Here is a 15,632-nt window from a genome sequence, read left to right on the forward strand (position 1 = left end):
CCTCAATTCACGACCGTGACCGGTACATCGGCATGCATCACAAGGTTTTGCGTTGAGCTGCCGAAGATACGCTTTTTGAGGCCATCTGCGGACGAGCGTCCAACGACAATCTGTACGGCCTTGCTGTCTACCGTGATGGCATTCAGCGTTTCAGCCACATCTCCGTGGCGCACCACTCCGGTCGCGGCGAAACCCGCGGCCTTCAGGGCGTCGACGGCGGGTGCCACCACCCGTGTCGTTGCTAGTTCAATCTCCTCCTCACGCCGCATGTGCCGCTTTGCGTTTTCTTCAGGTGTCTGAAAAGTGTAGGGCGACCATTCAATGACATATGCAACCAGAAGCTCGCATGAACCAATCCTTTCAGCCAAATCTTTGGCAAAAGCGATGGCACGTTCTCCGGATTCTGTCCCGTCCAGTCCTATGACAATTTTTGTTGTCATCTCGTTCCTCCATTTATTGTTCATTTGACCGGGGCCCGTGCCCCCGGCAGGGCAGCCGGAACTTGGAGCATTTATTGTAGACTGCCCTCAAGCCAGTATCAGGAAAAATCACTAGGAAATGGTGTTATTTTTGGTCTATTCTCAGTAAATTACCCCATTATGCGCCAAAATTACAGGGAATTTTCCTAATGGACAGAGAATTGGACAAGATCGATCAACGCATCCTGCGGGAATTGGAAGCCAATGGCCGCCTGCCGATCGTCGAGCTTGCCATGCGCGTAAACCTGACCAACACCCCGTGCTCAGAGCGTGTAAAACGACTGGAAAGAACCGGCTATATCACCGGATACAGCGCCGTTCTGGACAAGGAGCGGTTGGGTCTCGGGCATATGACGGTTGTGCAGGTTTCCCTGGCTGCAACGTCTGAGAACTCATTGGATAAATTCAACGATGCCGTGCGCGATGTCACCGAAATCGAAAGCTGCCTGATGGTGGCGGGGTCGTTTGACTATCTGTTAACCGTTCGCACACGCGACATCGCCCATTTCCGCCAGACCCTGGGGGAAAAGATCAATAAGCTTCCGGGCATTCACCAGACCAGTTCCTTTACCGTGATGGAAATCGTCAAGGAACCGGTCGGGCAGAATGTCATACCCGCCTGATCAGCCAGGATCCGTGTTATAGATCAGCCTTTCGTCGCAAGGCGCGATCCGCAGGATATTGGTCGTGCCGGGCACGTTGAACGGAACACCGGCGGTGACAACGATCTGATCCGTGTCAGTTGCAAATCCACCAGAACGAGCAGCACGGGCGGCGCTGACGACCGCCCCTTTGAAACGCTCAAGCTCGGGCGTCATTACGCAATGGCAGCCCCAGCTCAGGCATAACCGACGGGCCGTTCCCTTTGCCGGGGTCATTGCAATGATCGGAACTCCGGGGCGTTCGCGCGCGGTCAACAGCGCAGTTGTGCCGCTTTGAGTGAAACAACAGATGGCCTTGATATCCGTTTTCTCGGCAATTTCGCGAGCGGCGGCGACGATGCCGTCGGCCACGGTAGTCCCCTTCGCCGTGCGCGATGCTGCGATAATCTGATCATAAGTGGGGTCGGCTTCGACCTCGATGGCGACCTTGTTCATAGTCTGCACGGCCTCTATCGGATATGAGCCAGCGGCAGATTCCGCACTCAGCATGATGGCATCCGTGCCTTCGTAGATTGCGGTTGCCACATCTGAAACCTCGGCCCGCGTGGGCATCGGGCTTTCGATCATGCTTTCCAGCATCTGTGTGGCCACAATCACCGGCTTGGCGGCGCTACGGCACCGGCGGACCAGACGTTTCTGGATCGGGGGCACTGCAGAAACCGGTAGCTCCACGCCCAGATCTCCGCGCGCAACCATAATGCCGTCAGAGGCATCGAGGATGTCGTCAAACGCCTCAACCGCGGCAGGCTTTTCAATCTTGGACAGGATCGAGGCGCGCCCATCGGCCAGTGCCCGAGCCTCAAAAACATCCTTGGCCCGCTGAACGAAACTCAGCGCCAACCAATCCACACCCAGCTGGCAGACGAATTCCAGATCACCACGATCCTTGGCGGACAACGCGGCCAAGGGCAGCACGACATCCGGCACGTTCACGCCTTTTCGGTTCGAAATTGTCCCGCCGACCTCGACGGTACAATTCGCATGATCCTGGCCGCAATCCTGTACGATCAGGCGAATTTTGCCATCATTGACCAAGAGGCGCGCACCGGGTTCCAGCGCAGCAAAAATCTCGGGATGGGGCAGGCATACGCGGCCTGCGTCGCCCGGGGCCGGATCCAGATCCAACCGAAACACGGCACCCTCGATCAGCTCTTCCGCATCATTGGCAAATACGCCGACACGCAGCTTTGGCCCCTGCAGATCTGCAAGAATGGCGATAGGGCTGTCCAGATCCTTTTCGACCTGACGGATGATCCGGTGCCGCTCGCGGATTTCGTCATGGCTGCCATGGCTCATGTTCAGGCGAAATACGTCGGCTCCGGCTTCGTGCAACGCGCGAATGGTGTCATAGTCATTGGACGCCGGCCCCAGCGTCGCCACGATCTTCACATTTCTCAGGCGTCGCATTGACCTTGTTCTCCTCAAATCATGTTCTGAATTTGCGCGAATGTTACCGCAAACATCGACTCTGCCCGCTTATTGCGCAATTCCCTTTCCGAAGCAACTGTCCTAAACCTGCCGGAAACAACATGACAGGCTTATGACGTATTCTCCGTTTTTTATCCATGGCGCGGATCGCCCTTCCCGCTGGCTGATCACATGTGACCACGCGACCAATACTGTTCCACCGGGAATCAATGGTGGGGATCTTGGCTTGCCGCGTGAGGATATGGAGCGCCACATCGCCTATGACGTGGGCGCCTATGATGTATCGAAACATCTGGGTGAAATTCTGAACGCGCCTGTGATCGCGGCGAATTTCTCGCGCCTTGTGATCGATCCGAACCGAGGCGAGGACGACCCGACTCTTGTGATGAAACTGTATGATGGGTCAATCATTCCCGGCAACCGTAACGCCGATGCGGATGAGCGCGAGCGGCGTTTGAACATGTGTTACCGCCCTTACCATAGGGCATTGGCTGAGCTGGCCGCACTGCCCCATGCGGTGATCGTGTCGATGCATTCTTTCACCCGGCAGTTGCGTGGACGCGAACCGCGTCCCTGGCATGTCGGTGTGCTGCACACTCCGGATGAGCGTTTTTCGCGCCCACTGATCCACCGGTTGCAGGCTGAAAAGGACCTATGTGTTGGCGTCAATGAACCCTATACTGGCGTTCTGCCGGGCGATGCGATCGACAAGCATTGCTCTACCTTTGGCCGCCCTAATGCGTTAATCGAACTGCGCAATGACCTGATCGCCGACCACGCGGGGCAGCGCGCATGGGCCGAACGTCTGGGAATTGTCCTGGAAGACGCCCTTTCGCAAAGCGAATTGTGACTTTTGGTGGCTGAGAGCCTGCGCACCATTGAGCGACCGCGCCCGAAACCCCATATATCAGGCGAAAGGAGGCGATCATGACGCAAGAGCTTTTGACATCTGTTTTCGGCTGGATGGCGGTGATCAACCTTGCTGTGTTACTGTTTTCGACCCTGATGGTCGTGCTGATGCAGGATTGGGCGGCTGGCATCCATAGTCGGATGTTCCAAATGGACCGCGCGGATGTGAAACGTGCGTATTTCAGGTATCTGGCCAATTACAAAATTCTGGTGCTTATCTTTTCCATCGTGCCCTGGCTGGCGTTGAAACTGGCCTAGCGCACTGAGGTGTTGCTGATGATTGAAACGGCCCGCTTGGGTTGTTAGGTCATCTTGAACATATTGGGCAAGCATCCGGAGCGAGAACATGGACCAGAAAACTGAAACCGAACTTCAGGCCGCCGCATTCCGCAGGTTGCAGCAGCACCTGATGGAAGACCGGACCGATGTTCAGAACATCGACATGATGAACCTGGCCGGATTTTGCCGCAACTGCCTGTCGCGCTGGTATCAGGAAGCGGCCAATGAACAGGGCATTGAGATGGACAAGGACGAAGCCCGCCAGATCTTTTACGGGATGTCCATGAGCGAATGGAAAGCCAAGTATCAGACCGAAGCCAGCCCTGAAAAACAGGCGGCTTTTGAAGTCTCTTTCGAAGAAAATGTCGGCAAAAAGAGCTGAACGTGAAAATAGAAAGGCCCACCATTCCGGCGGGCCTTTTCTCAGTGAGGCGGCTGTCAACAAAGGTTTCACTGCGTCCGCTACATTCGCTTCTTACGGTTGTTCCGATCCGAAAGCGACGGGCGCGGCGAATTGCGCAAATGCCCAACTTTACCTCAGCGCTCCTAAGATTTTGCCTTTAAGGCCTGCGCCCGACATTTACGCATTCTCCGAATTAAGGGATGGTTCTTCTGCTGACTTTCAGTGCAAGAAAGGATGTCTTTGCTCTTACTGACGGGTATGAAACGTGTTGAAACTGATCAAGAATGCGCGGCTCTATACGCCTGAGCCTGTTGGTCTAGGCCATATTCTCACCGCGGGTGAACGCATTATTTACCTCGGTAGCTCTCAACCCGAACTGCCGGATCCGCTTCAGGCTGAAGTCGTTGACGTCGAAGGTACATCGGTTGTTCCGGGTTTGATCGACGGACATGCGCATATCACGGGTGGTGGCGGTGAAACCGGGCCAGCCAGCCGGGTGCCGCCGATGGTCTTGTCCTCGTTCACCCGTGCCGGGGTCACGTCGGTTGTCGGGGTGTTGGGGACGGACGATCTGACCCGCAACACGCAGACGTTGGTGCAGCAGGCCTATGGGCTGCGGGAGGAGGGGCTTTCGGCTTGGTGTCACACTGGTGGCTATCACGTCCCACTGACTACCCTGACCGGTTCCGCCCGGGGTGATATCGTATTCCTTGATCCGGTTATCGGCGTTGGGGAACTGGCGATCAGTGATCACCGGTCAAGCCAACCGACACTGGACGAGTTTCTGCGGATCGCAAGTGAGGCGCATGTCGCGGGCCTGATGACCGGCAAGGCAGGGATCGTGCATTGCCATATGGGTGACGGCGACAGGGGTCTGTCGATGTTGGAGCAGGCTATTGCGACCTGCGAAATTCCCGCACGCGTCTTCAACCCGACCCATGTCAATCGCAACAAACCCCTGTTTGAACAGGCCGTCGCGCTGGCGCGGCACGGATGTTACATCGATGCGACCGCATTCCCCTGCGAGCATATCGAGCCGGGCATATCAGCCGCCGAGGCCTATATCCAATTTCGCGATCTGGGTGGTCGTGCGGACCGTTTCACCATCAGCTCTGACGGGGGTGGCTGCCTGCCGGCCTTTGACCGTGAGGGCAATCTGACACGGTTTGGTGTGGGGTTGTCCGACACTCTGCCAGAAACGCTGCGCGAGCTGACCGACAAAGGAATGCCCCTGTCAGATGCGCTGGCCCCGCTAACGTCAAATGTCGCCGATCTGCTCAAGCTGCACCGAAAAGGCCGTTTGAACGTAGGTATGGACGCCGATCTGGTGGTTCTTGACGAAAACACCGCTGTGCGGCATGTGATGGCCCGGGGGGAATGGCATGTCCGCGATGGCCAGATAGCCCGGCGCGGCATGTATGAACAGATTTGAACGTCCGCGCGGTCCCCGGTGGCTGCCCGCTATAGCTCCGGAAGGTAGTTAAGATATGTGCCCTGCACCCATTGATGCAGAGACCCCGCGCGGGTTCATCATCCCGATCGGTGGTGGCGAAGACCGCGTCAAGGAAATGCAGATTCACCGCAAATTCGTGGAGCTGTCCGGCGGCGGCGATGCCGATATTGTCGTGATCCCGACAGCCTCGATGCTGGAAGAAACAGGGCCGGATTATAACCGCATTTTCTCTGAGCTTGGAGCGGGTCAGGTTGAGTTCCTGCCCATCTCGCGCCGCGCCGATTGCGACAATCCCGACTATGCCGAGATGTTGGACCGCGCCACTGGGATATTCATGACCGGCGGGAACCAGCTTCGGTTGTCGGCGATTCTGGGTGGCACGCTTGTTGCTCAGAAAATCCGGCGCCGGAATGCGGCGGGGATACCGATTGCGGGAACCTCAGCCGGGGCGTCGGTCATGTCCGAGCATATGGTTGCAGGCGGCAGCAGCAATTCGGCCCCGGCTGAAGGCAATATCACTCTGGCCCCGGGCATGGGTTTGACCAATGCGGTCATCATTGACCAGCATTTCACGCAGCGTAACCGCCTGGGGCGCCTGTTAACCGCCTCATCTTTCAACCCTTTCCTGATCGGGTTGGGCGTTGACGAAGACACGGCGGCCTTCATTGGACCCGATAACGTCCTTGAGGTAGTGGGCAGCGGAACGGTCACTGTGGTGGATGCCAGCCATCTGACGCATTCATCGATGTGGGATGCCCGCCGCGGAGAGGCGTTGAGCCTTCTGGGACTTCGGCTTGACGTTCTGGGCGAAGGGTGCCGTTATGATCTGACGGCTCGCCAGGCGTTTCCGCCGGATGAGCATATGGCGTTCTGTACATTGCCGGACCTGTCCGGGGACGAGGGCGCCGGCGGGGGAAAATAAAAACTAACCAACAGGGTGCCTCATGAAAATAATTTCGACCAACGTCTTTGTCGGCCCGAATGTTTGGGCAAGTTTTCCGGTTATTCGCCACGTTATCGATCTGGGTATTCTGGAAGAATGGCCTTCGGCAAAAATTGGTTCGGAATTTATCGACGCTCTGGTCGCTGCACTTCCCGGTTTAGCAGAACATGGCTGTTCCTATCGCGAACCCGGCGGGTTCATCCGCCGCCTGCGCGAAGATGAAGGCACCTGGCTGGGTCATGTGCTGGAACATTGCGCTATCGAGGTGCAGAACGTAGCTGGTACGGATGTGACTTTTGGCCGAACGCGCGGCACTGGCGAACCCGGCCAGTACAACATGGTCTATGAATACCGCCAGCGCGATGTCGGACTGGATGCGGGCAAGCTGGCGATGCGTCTGCTAATGCATCTGTTGCCACACTCCCTCAAGGACCAGGTGGATTACGATTTTGATCCGGATTTCAACTGGGATGATGAGTTACGCAGCTTTGTGCTGCGGGCGCAGCGCAAAGAATTTGGCCCCTCGACCGGCTCGTTGGTCAAGGCGGCACAAGAACGGGACATCCCCTGGATCCGGCTGAATTCCGGCTCGCTGGTGCAGTTCGGGCATGGCAAATACCAGAAACGCATTCAGGCGACCATCACCTCCGAGACCAAACATATCTCGGTCGAGATTTCCTGCGACAAGGAAGATACCCACAATCTGCTGAACGATCTGGGCCTGCCGGTACCACAGCAGCGCATGGTCTATTCGGCGCGCGAGGCGGCAAAAGCAGCGGGACGTATTGGGTTTCCTGTCGTCGTCAAGCCGCTCGACGCCAATCATGGGCGCGGTGTTTCGATCAATCTGAATTCAGAGTCCGAGGTCGAGGCCGGTTTTGCCGAAGCCAAGGAACATTCTCGCAGCAGGGCCATTCTGGTGGAAAGCTTCATCACCGGTTTTGACCACCGAATGCTGGTTGTGAACAACAAACTGGTTGCGGTGGCCAAGCGTGTCCCCGGACATGTCGTTGGCGACGGCACACACACGATTGCCGAACTGGTTGACATCGTGAACCAGGATCCGCGCCGTGGCATCGGACACGAGAAAGTGCTGACGATGCTGGAAATCGACAATCAGGCCAAACGCCTGATGGAGAATGCGGGCGTGACCGAAGAAACCGTGCTGTCGGAAGGCGAGATTTTCTATCTCCGTTCAACGGCAAATCTGTCGACGGGGGGGACAGCGATTGATCTGACGGATGTGGTGCATCCTGACAATCGTGACATGGCCGAACGCGCCATAATGGCGGTTGGATTGGATGTGGGAGGTGTGGACTTTCTGATCGACGACATCACCAAATCCTACAAGGATATTGGCGGAGCTATAGTCGAGGTGAACGCCGCCCCGGGCTTTCGGATGCACGTGGCGCCCTCCGAAGGTCAGCCTCGCGACGTGGCGGGCAGAGTGATCGACATGTTGTTCCCAGCCACCGAAGAAACCCGCATCCCGATTGCGGCGATCACAGGCACCAACGGCAAGACGACGACCTCGCGGATGCTGGGGCATATTATGAAAACCAGCAGCAAGACCGTTGGCATGACCTCGACCGATGGCGTTTATGTGGACGGTAAACTAAGCGTTAAGGGCGACATGACGGGACCGAAATCCGCGCAGATCGTCCTGCGTGATCCGGCGGTCGATTTTGCAGTGATGGAAACCGCACGCGGCGGGCTTGTGCGGTCCGGTTTGGGCTATCAGCGGTCGAACGTGGCGGCGTGTCTGAATGTCTCGGCCGATCATCTGGGTCTCGGCGGCATAAACACGGTCGAGGAGCTGGCCGTTGTCAAGCGCGTGGTGGTTGAAAGCGCTGTGGATACTGCAGTGCTGAATGCCGATGACATCAACTGTCTGAAAATGGCCGACTACGCCCAAGCGGATCAGATTTTCTATGTCACGACCAATCCAGCGCACAGTCTGGTCAAGGAACATATCAAGGCCGGCGGCAAGGCTATCGTGCTTGAAAAAGGCATGAATGGTGACATGCTGACCATCTATGACAATGGGCTTCATATCCCGGTTCTGTGGTCGCATCTGATCCCGGCGACGTTGGAAGGCAAGGCGATTTTCAACGTCCAGAATGCGATGTTCGCCGCCGCGATGGCCTATAGTTTCGGCGTGGATCTGGATAATATCCGTCATGGGCTGCGCACCTTCGACACCAGCTATTTTCAGGCACCTGGACGGATGAATGTCTATGACGAACATCCCTTCAAGGTGATCCTCGATTATGGCCATAACCCCGCCGCGCTGAAAGCGATGGCGGCACTGGCCGATCAGTTAGAGATCAAGGGCCGCAGGCTGTGCGTGGTAGCGATGCCTGGCGACCGGCGCGACGAAGATATTGTCGATGGGGCCGCCGCCCTGGCCGGACATTTTGATCATTTCATCTGCAAGGCAGATGACCGCCGTCGCGGACGCGGGCATGACGAGGTGCCGCAGATGATGCGTCAAGCCCTGATCGACAACGGCGTGGATGCCGCAGCCATCACGGTCATCCCCGACGAAGTCGAAGCGGTCAGTGCCGCGTTGGAACAGGCCGGACAGGGCGATCTGTTGGTGATCTTTGGTGATGACACAACGCGCTGCTGGAAACAGATCATCTATTTCAATTCTGATGGCGAAGAACCCGAGGTCGCACCTGTGGCAGCCCCCGCCGAAACCTCGTTCGAAGATATGTTCGAAGGCGACCAGAACCTGATCCGGGATGAGCGTGGCGTGCGTCTTGCCCGTGAAATCAGCGAAGACGCGGATTGAGCGGAGGCACCGGAATGGACCGGATCGAAGAGCTTGAGACCGCGCTGTCAATAGAAAGCGCGACCGTTGACTATATTCAGGTGGATGACGCCCGGCGTCTGACCGGGCCGGGCCTGCTATGGAACCGACCCGGCGCTGTGATGGATGTTTTCTTCACTGATATCGACGCGACGCAGATCACCGACTTGTGGGAGAAGCATGCGCACCGGGTTCTGGACGCACTGGGCTGGCAGGGGCAGGGGCAGGGTCTGATCCACCGTACCTTTACGGGCGGCGTCAATCTGGCGATCTCGGCACCGATGGATCAGCTCTATTCCGGGATATTCGCAGCGCAAACCGCCTGGCATTTCTGTGCTGCAGAACTGCTGGCATCCGAGCCCGGAGATTTCGATCAGATGGTTGCGGATGTCAAAGGCGTCATGGAAATGGAAGCCAATCCCGCACTGATCGCCTTGATCGCCGCGGCTGAGGCGCATGGCGTGGATATCCTTTGCGATGATGACGAGGTGTCGATCGGGCATGGTACAGGCAGTCAGACTTGGCCTGTTGATGGGCTGCCCACCCCGGGTGAGGTGGACTGGTCTGCGCTGCATGATATCCCGGTCGCGTTCATCACCGGAACCAACGGCAAGACCACTACGACCCGGCTGCTTGAGGCTATCGCGCGCGCTTCGGGCAAGATCGCTGGGCTAACCTCGACCGAGTTTGTCCGCGTGGGCGATGATATACTGGACCGTGGCGATTACTCCGGCCCCGGCGGCGGGCGGATGTTGCTGCGCGATAAAAGGCTGGAGGTTGCCTGCCTTGAAGTCGCCCGTGGGGGCATCCTGCGCCGGGGTCTGCCGACCCGCGCCGCCACGGCGGCGGCTGTCACCAATGTGGCCAACGACCATCTGGGCCAATACGGGGTCAACACGGTTCCGGAACTGGCCCAGGCCAAATTCGCCGTACATCGAACATTGGCCGAAGGGGGCGTGTTGGCCCTGAATGCCGATGACGACTTTGTCCGTGCCGAGGCGGAGAATACCTCGGCGAATATCTGGTGGTTTTCGCTGGACGCGCAGAACGACCTGATCCGCCAGGCGCGCGATGCAGACAGGTGCTGCGCCTATGTGCGGCAGGGTGATATCGTGTTTTTCGACGGTGCGGTGGAACAGGTGGTGATCGCAGTTTCCGATGTCCCCCTGACCATGGGCGGCGCTGCGAAATACAATATCCTGAACGCGCTAGCGGCCTTGTGCCTAGCTTTGGCGCTGGACTTGCCCGTTCAGGCGGCTCGGGATGGGTTGGCCGGGTTCAAGCCAGACGCCAAGGATAATCCAGGCCGTTGCAACGAGTTCCGATACAACGGGGCACGGGTCTTTGTGGATTTTGCACATAACCCGCATTCGATTTCCGCCGTTTGCGATGCGCTGTCGAGCTTGCCAGCAAAACGGCGTTTCATCATGCTCAGCCATGCGGGGGACAGATCGGATCAGGATATCCGGGACGTAACCGCGACAGCGCTGAATTTCCAACCCGACGTGGTCGTCGCAACCGAGTTGGAAGGGTATCTAAGAGGCCGCGAGTCGGGGGAAATTTCTGATCTGATCGAAAGGACAGCGTTGGAACATGGGTATGGTGCAGAACAAATACTCAGAGCCGCTTCGCCCACACAAGCCGCATCAATGATACTCGAAAAGCTACAACCGGATGATATCGCTTTGCTGCTGGTTCTGTCCGATCGTGACGCTGTTCTCGCTATGCTCGACGGGTAAGAACAGAGGCGCGTGTCGGGATCACAGAGAGGGCGTGTTAGGAAATGAGTTTTTGGGCGGTCGGCAGCCCACATCCGACGCCCTCACCCAATATCAATACTGCCCTGTCGGACCGTCGTCCCTATCGTATATCCGCCTCATCCTCGGATTTTTTGCTTTGCGCATTGCATCATACTGTCCCGCAATTCGAGGCCGAGTTAGCTGGTGCGACGCCGTTCAAAGGGCATTGAGCCCCTGATCATTGGCCGTTGGGGCAGGTATGATACCTGCCCTCAACTTGCTCGTGGCTGCCGAAACGGGCTCTAGCTGCCGGCTGAGACGTGCGACGAACCCTGCGGGATCACCTCGTATCCAGGCTCTTCTGGTTCGTCATCCGCCATTTCCGCAGGGAAGCCGGGGGCAAGGATGGAAAGACCGGTGGCGTCCTCTAACCGACGGATAATGTTGGGCGATAGCTCGCGATCGCCATAGCGTGCAATGCCGTCGTCAAAAATCTGGCAAATCAAGGGAGAGACTTCCAGCGGCACATTGTTTCGTTCGGCAATACTTTGGAACAGGCCCACATCTTTTTTCACCAGATCCATGGTGAATGAGATATCGCGCGAACCGTTCAGGATTACCTGGCTTTCGGTAACATGGGAAAAGCTGTTACCAGACGAAATTTTGATCGCCTCGTAGGCTGTGTTCAGGTCCATACCTGCAGCCTTCGCCGTCACCAACGCTTCGGCATTGGCGACCAGATGGACGGTGGCCAGATAATTGGTAAGTACCTTGAGCATCGAGGCGCTGCCAAGCTCACCGGTATGCAGGATACGTCGTCCCATGGTCTTCAGCAACGGCAGAACTCGCTCGAACGTTGAGCGGTCACAGCCAGCAAAGATCGAGATATTACCAGTGTCGGCGCGGTGGCAACCGCCAGATACCGGGCAATCGACTGCGGCACCACCGGCGGCGATGACGATACCGCCAAGGCGTTCGGCTTCAGCTTGGTCAGTGGTAGACATCTCCAGCCAGATCTTGCCTTCTTTCACCTCTGGCAGCATCTCCTGCATGACAGCGTCCGAGGCGGCAGGCGAGGGTAGGCAGGTGATGACGACATCGCAATCACGCATCAATGCTGCGGCATTTTCCGCCAACTTGGCACCCTTGTCCGCCGCCGCTTCCATCAGGTCGCGGTTTAGATCAAGAACCGTCAGGTCGATTCCGTTCCGCAACAGGCTGCCTGAAAGCTTTCCGCCGACATTACCAAGTCCAATGAACCCTACTTTCATCTTCTATTCCTTCCGAGTGTACGAAAAATCCAAACAAAAAGATCCGCTAGGTGAGCGGTCGATAAGCGATTCCCGAGAACAAGGTGCCACCGACCCCTTTGTCTGATGAACGACGTTGGAACCTGCAATAACGCCAGGACCGGCCGCGTTTGCCACGAAGTCGAAGCCAAGCGCCGGATTGGCCACGAATGCGGCAATCCTGACTTTCGTCGATGAGACGTCTGGTTTGATCAAGTCCAGATTCCCTGTTCGGATTTGAGACAATTCAAAAACTTGTATCGCGACCTGAGCCGCAAGTGAAAATGATAAAACAGGCTATCTACCACAAAAATTATTTGTCTCTAGATTAGATCAAACCCAATACCCATAGTTGGTTACGCAGCTTCGAGGCAGCGGCCCGACATTTGAACGTTTCGCATATCGATGTCGACCTGTTCAAAGCTTGGCTGCGTGGACAGTTTGCCCCGGATTAGGGATATGCGAGAGATGGTCAGGACAAAACTTGCGGCAGCCTAGCTGTACATGGTCGGCTACGTAGGTCAGCTTCGGCGGAGCCAGTGCGATATTGCCGAAACAAGGCATATCTCAACGTCATTTGCCCACCCGTTTCGGAGCTTCAAAGAAAACCAGAGGTGCAAAGATGAGATGGTGCTGCTGGAGAGAATTGAACTCTCGACCTCTCCCTTACCAAGGGAGTGCTCTACCTCTGAGCTACAGCAGCGCTGTGGGCGGGTGATTAGACTCAAACGAAACGCGGCGCAAGGGTGTCTGGACGGTTTTTTTCGCCTCCTGTAGAGAAAGGTTATGGCAGATAAAAATACACCTAAAAAACACGGCAGATCCGGCGATGTGCGCGAAGAGCGGCTGAAAGCGGCGCTCAAGGCGAATATGGCGCGGCGTAAGGCGCAGGCTAAGGCGCGGGCAACCCAGAACGGCAAAGCCGACAAAGACGAGGGATAAGAGCAGATGGATTCGATTCTGGTGACAGGCAACGGGCCGCTTAAAGGTCAGATACCGATTGCAGGGGCAAAAAACGCGTGTCTGACGCTGATGCCGGCGACCTTGCTCAGCGAAGAACCGCTGACGCTGACCAATGCGCCTCGGCTGAGCGACATCAAGACGATGACGGCTTTGCTGCAGTCCTTGGGGGCCGAGGTGTCGTCATTGCAGGATGGTCAGGTGATCGCTATGTCCAGCCACGACCTAACCAGTCAGACGGCGGACTATGACATCGTGCGAAAGATGCGCGCGTCAAACCTTGTGCTGGGTCCTTTGCTGGCGCGGTTTGGGCAGGCCGTCGTTTCGCTGCCCGGGGGCTGTGCAATCGGCGCGCGTCCGATGGATCTGCACGTCGAAGGGCTCGAGGCGCTGGGGGCTGAGATTGAGCTTAAGGACGGGTATCTGCATGCCAAAGCTGTGGGCGGGTTGAAAGGTGCCGTGCATGAGATGCGATTTGCATCCGTGGGCGCGACCGAGAACATTGTCATGGCGGCCACGCTGGCCAAAGGCACAACGGTTCTGAAGAACGCGGCGCGCGAACCTGAAATCGTCGATTTGGTCGAGTGTCTGCGGAAGATGGGTGCTCAGATTTCTGGTGAAGGCACGCCGACCATCGAAATTCAGGGCGTAGACCGGTTACATGGTGCCACCCATCAGGTTGTGACTGACCGGATCGAGCTGGGCACCTATATGCTGGCGCCGGCGATCTGCGGTGGAGAAGTCGAACTGTTGGGCGGGCGGATGTCTCTGGTGGAATCATTTGCCGGGAAACTGGATGCGGCGGGCGTGAATGTCTCGGAAACAGCAAACGGTCTTTTGGTCGCCCGAAAGAACGGGCGCGTCAAAGCCGTGGATGTCGTGACCGAGCCGTTCCCGGGTTTTCCGACCGACCTGCAGGCCCAGATGATGGCGCTGATGTGCACGGCCGAAGGTACCTCGGTGCTCGAAGAACGCATTTTCGAGAACCGTTTCATGCACGCCCCCGAATTGGTGCGGATGGGCGCGAATATCGAAGTGCACGGTGGCACGGCAACCGTGACTGGTGTCGAACGTCTGAAGGGCGCACCGGTTATGGCGACAGATCTGCGCGCTTCGGTCTCGCTGATACTGGCGGGGCTGGCTGCTGAAGGTGAAACAACTGTCAGCAGGGTCTATCATCTGGATCGTGGGTATGAGCATGTTGTGCGCAAGTTGGAAGGCGTGGGCGCCAAAATTGAACGGATCAAAGACCAATGACAGACGCAAGTTTCCACGATGGGCGTGAGGCTCCACTGAATCTGGGTGCAGAGGATGGGGATGACCTTCAAGTGATCTCGACTTTGACACAGGATGCGGTGTTCCCAGTATCCGAAATGACCTGGCACCCGTCGCAGCGCCGCTTTGGCCTGTTGCTGAACCGTTTCCGCTGGGAGGACAAGGATGCGGCCACGCGCCGGGGCCGTCCATTCGAAAGGGTGCAGTCTGTGCTGGTGTTCGCTTCCGTTCTAACCGTGGCCAGCCAGGGTATCGACCGTAGCGAGAAGGATTTGGTGATGTCCTTGCTTTCGGTCGATTTTGAACCCGGCGAAGACGGCGCGGGTCAGATTTTGCTGACATTGGCTGGTGATGGCGCGATCCGTCTATCGGTCGAGGCAATAGACGTCACGCTCAAGGATGTGACCCGCCCGTATCAGGCGCCGTCGGGGCAAGCACCGCATCATGCAGAATAAGCGCGGTATCGCGCAGGCCTTCTCAGAACCACCCGCTGGTCTGATGTTGCGCCGCGCGACCGTGTTTGATGTCTTTGATTTAAGCCGCGTACTGATCCGTTCGATCACGCAGCTGTGCCGGGCGGATCATGGCGATGATCCGAAGGCCATCGCGGAATGGACGGCCAACAAGGACCCGGAAACGATCCGGAGCTGGATCAAGACCGGATCGCAGATATGGTTGGCCGAACGCACGGGACAGGTTGCGGCAGTTGGCGGCTTGCGAGAGGACGGCGAAATTACGCTGCTTTATATCGACCCGGCTCATATCGGTCATGGGGTTGGAAGCGCATTACTGATGCGACTGGAAGAGCAACTGATCGCTGCCGGATGTTCTCAAGCGCTGCTTCAAGGAACGCGGACGGCTCGAGATTTTTATATCCGACACGGCTGGGAGCCCACCGGAGGGTGCTCTGAGCGCAACAGCATATCCTGTTTTGGCATGCGCAAATCGCTGCGCCCGGTGGACTGAGGGTTGAGGACAGCCCATCCCGGCGATATGAC

Annotated in this window: 16 protein-coding genes and 1 tRNA gene; 13 read left to right on the forward strand and 4 right to left on the reverse strand. The window is 57.3% G+C overall.

Annotated features, from left to right (window positions below):
• Window positions 1-2: 2 nt before the first annotated feature.
• On the reverse strand, window positions 3-440 hold the full coding sequence (locus tag AC2FIP_RS12815) for a universal stress protein (protein WP_142637907.1): 438 nt from the start codon (window positions 438-440) through the stop codon (window positions 3-5).
• A 188-nt stretch (window positions 441-628) separates the two neighbouring features.
• Here AC2FIP_RS12815 and AC2FIP_RS12820 point away from each other — a divergent pair, with 188 nt between their 5' ends.
• Window positions 629-1,102, forward strand: coding sequence for an Lrp/AsnC family transcriptional regulator (locus tag AC2FIP_RS12820; protein ID WP_142637909.1), 474 nt, complete (start codon window positions 629-631; stop codon window positions 1,100-1,102).
• On the opposite strand, the gene pyk is transcribed toward AC2FIP_RS12820, so the two are convergent.
• Window positions 1,103-2,548 (reverse strand): pyruvate kinase, encoded by a 1,446-nt coding sequence (gene pyk / locus AC2FIP_RS12825; protein WP_142637911.1) that lies wholly within the window; start codon window positions 2,546-2,548, stop codon window positions 1,103-1,105. It lies immediately after the preceding gene.
• 133 nt (window positions 2,549-2,681) lie between these two features.
• Between pyk and AC2FIP_RS12830 the strand changes: the two genes are divergently transcribed.
• The 8 genes from AC2FIP_RS12830 to AC2FIP_RS12865 all read left to right on the forward strand — a co-directional run bounded on the left by AC2FIP_RS12830 (window position 2,682) and on the right by AC2FIP_RS12865 (window position 11,340).
• Window positions 2,682-3,419, forward strand: coding sequence for an N-formylglutamate amidohydrolase (locus tag AC2FIP_RS12830; RefSeq protein WP_496786701.1), 738 nt, complete (start codon window positions 2,682-2,684; stop codon window positions 3,417-3,419).
• Window positions 3,420-3,496: 77 nt separating this feature from the next.
• A complete protein-coding gene (locus tag AC2FIP_RS12835) occupies window positions 3,497-3,736 on the forward strand; it encodes a DUF6868 family protein (protein ID WP_142637915.1) in 240 nt (79 codons plus the stop codon).
• Between the two features lie 88 nt (window positions 3,737-3,824).
• Window positions 3,825-4,139: a DUF1244 domain-containing protein gene (locus AC2FIP_RS12840; protein WP_282027702.1), complete on the forward strand. Its 315-nt coding sequence runs from the start codon at window positions 3,825-3,827 to the stop codon at window positions 4,137-4,139.
• A gap of 286 nt (window positions 4,140-4,425) precedes the next feature.
• Window positions 4,426-5,592, forward strand: a complete 1,167-nt coding sequence (gene iadA, locus AC2FIP_RS12845; protein WP_496786703.1) for a beta-aspartyl-peptidase — start codon at window positions 4,426-4,428, stop codon at window positions 5,590-5,592.
• A gap of 55 nt (window positions 5,593-5,647) precedes the next feature.
• On the forward strand, window positions 5,648-6,535 hold the full coding sequence (locus AC2FIP_RS12850) for a cyanophycinase (protein ID WP_142637921.1): 888 nt from the start codon (window positions 5,648-5,650) through the stop codon (window positions 6,533-6,535).
• A gap of 22 nt (window positions 6,536-6,557) precedes the next feature.
• Window positions 6,558-9,353: a cyanophycin synthetase gene (gene cphA, locus AC2FIP_RS12855; RefSeq protein WP_496786704.1), complete on the forward strand. Its 2,796-nt coding sequence runs from the start codon at window positions 6,558-6,560 to the stop codon at window positions 9,351-9,353.
• A gap of 14 nt (window positions 9,354-9,367) precedes the next feature.
• Window positions 9,368-11,110 (forward strand): Mur ligase family protein, encoded by a 1,743-nt coding sequence (locus AC2FIP_RS12860; protein WP_496786705.1) that lies wholly within the window; start codon window positions 9,368-9,370, stop codon window positions 11,108-11,110.
• Between the two features lie 44 nt (window positions 11,111-11,154).
• A complete protein-coding gene (locus AC2FIP_RS12865) occupies window positions 11,155-11,340 on the forward strand; it encodes a hypothetical protein (RefSeq protein WP_496749239.1) in 186 nt (61 codons plus the stop codon).
• A gap of 72 nt (window positions 11,341-11,412) precedes the next feature.
• On the opposite strand, the gene AC2FIP_RS12870 is transcribed toward AC2FIP_RS12865, so the two are convergent.
• Entirely contained in the window at window positions 11,413-12,381 is a 969-nt protein-coding gene (locus AC2FIP_RS12870) for an NAD(P)-dependent oxidoreductase (protein WP_496786707.1), read from the reverse strand.
• Between the two features lie 646 nt (window positions 12,382-13,027).
• Window positions 13,028-13,102 (reverse strand) — tRNA-Thr (locus AC2FIP_RS12875).
• An 83-nt stretch (window positions 13,103-13,185) separates the two neighbouring features.
• On the opposite strand from AC2FIP_RS12875, the gene AC2FIP_RS12880 reads away from it, so the two are divergent.
• From AC2FIP_RS12880 to AC2FIP_RS12895, 4 genes are read left to right on the forward strand one after another with little or no spacing between them, the layout of a single operon-like run.
• A complete protein-coding gene (locus AC2FIP_RS12880) occupies window positions 13,186-13,341 on the forward strand; it encodes a hypothetical protein (RefSeq protein ID WP_496696796.1) in 156 nt (51 codons plus the stop codon).
• A gap of 6 nt (window positions 13,342-13,347) precedes the next feature.
• A complete protein-coding gene (gene murA / locus AC2FIP_RS12885; protein ID WP_281973612.1) occupies window positions 13,348-14,616 on the forward strand; it encodes a UDP-N-acetylglucosamine 1-carboxyvinyltransferase in 1,269 nt (422 codons plus the stop codon).
• A complete protein-coding gene (locus AC2FIP_RS12890) occupies window positions 14,613-15,089 on the forward strand; it encodes a DUF2948 family protein (protein ID WP_281973613.1) in 477 nt (158 codons plus the stop codon). The genes murA and AC2FIP_RS12890 overlap by 4 nt, the downstream gene beginning before the upstream one ends.
• Window positions 15,079-15,600 carry a GNAT family N-acetyltransferase gene (locus AC2FIP_RS12895; RefSeq protein WP_496786709.1) on the forward strand — a complete coding sequence of 174 codons (522 nt, stop codon included), beginning with the start codon at window positions 15,079-15,081 and terminating at the stop codon, window positions 15,598-15,600. Before AC2FIP_RS12890 ends, AC2FIP_RS12895 begins: the two co-directional genes overlap by 11 nt.
• The last annotated feature ends 32 nt before the right edge of the window (window positions 15,601-15,632 follow it).

The organism is Ruegeria sp. CDSB114, from assembly GCF_059611025.1.

What these genes read in the sequence shown, in the direction of transcription:
- AC2FIP_RS12860 (WP_496786705.1), top strand. Translation starts at nt 9,368, where the DNA reads ATGGACCGGATCGAAGAGCTTGAGACCGCGCTGTCAATAGAAAGCGCG.
- AC2FIP_RS12850 (WP_142637921.1), top strand. Translation starts at nt 5,648, where the DNA reads ATGTGCCCTGCACCCATTGATGCAGAGACCCCGCGCGGGTTCATCATC.
- AC2FIP_RS12890 (WP_281973613.1), top strand. Translation starts at nt 14,613, where the DNA reads ATGACAGACGCAAGTTTCCACGATGGGCGTGAGGCTCCACTGAATCTG.
- AC2FIP_RS12830 (WP_496786701.1), top strand. Translation starts at nt 2,682, where the DNA reads ATGACGTATTCTCCGTTTTTTATCCATGGCGCGGATCGCCCTTCCCGC.
- AC2FIP_RS12815 (WP_142637907.1), bottom strand. Translation starts at nt 440, where the DNA reads ATGACAACAAAAATTGTCATAGGACTGGACGGGACAGAATCCGGAGAA.
- AC2FIP_RS12840 (WP_282027702.1), top strand. Translation starts at nt 3,825, where the DNA reads ATGGACCAGAAAACTGAAACCGAACTTCAGGCCGCCGCATTCCGCAGG.
- AC2FIP_RS12870 (WP_496786707.1), bottom strand. Translation starts at nt 12,381, where the DNA reads ATGAAAGTAGGGTTCATTGGACTTGGTAATGTCGGCGGAAAGCTTTCA.
- AC2FIP_RS12835 (WP_142637915.1), top strand. Translation starts at nt 3,497, where the DNA reads ATGACGCAAGAGCTTTTGACATCTGTTTTCGGCTGGATGGCGGTGATC.
- AC2FIP_RS12895 (WP_496786709.1), top strand. Translation starts at nt 15,079, where the DNA reads ATGCAGAATAAGCGCGGTATCGCGCAGGCCTTCTCAGAACCACCCGCT.
- pyk (WP_142637911.1), bottom strand. Translation starts at nt 2,548, where the DNA reads ATGCGACGCCTGAGAAATGTGAAGATCGTGGCGACGCTGGGGCCGGCG.
- AC2FIP_RS12865 (WP_496749239.1), top strand. Translation starts at nt 11,155, where the DNA reads ATGAGTTTTTGGGCGGTCGGCAGCCCACATCCGACGCCCTCACCCAAT.
- murA (WP_281973612.1), top strand. Translation starts at nt 13,348, where the DNA reads ATGGATTCGATTCTGGTGACAGGCAACGGGCCGCTTAAAGGTCAGATA.
- AC2FIP_RS12820 (WP_142637909.1), top strand. Translation starts at nt 629, where the DNA reads ATGGACAGAGAATTGGACAAGATCGATCAACGCATCCTGCGGGAATTG.
- cphA (WP_496786704.1), top strand. Translation starts at nt 6,558, where the DNA reads ATGAAAATAATTTCGACCAACGTCTTTGTCGGCCCGAATGTTTGGGCA.
- AC2FIP_RS12880 (WP_496696796.1), top strand. Translation starts at nt 13,186, where the DNA reads ATGGCAGATAAAAATACACCTAAAAAACACGGCAGATCCGGCGATGTG.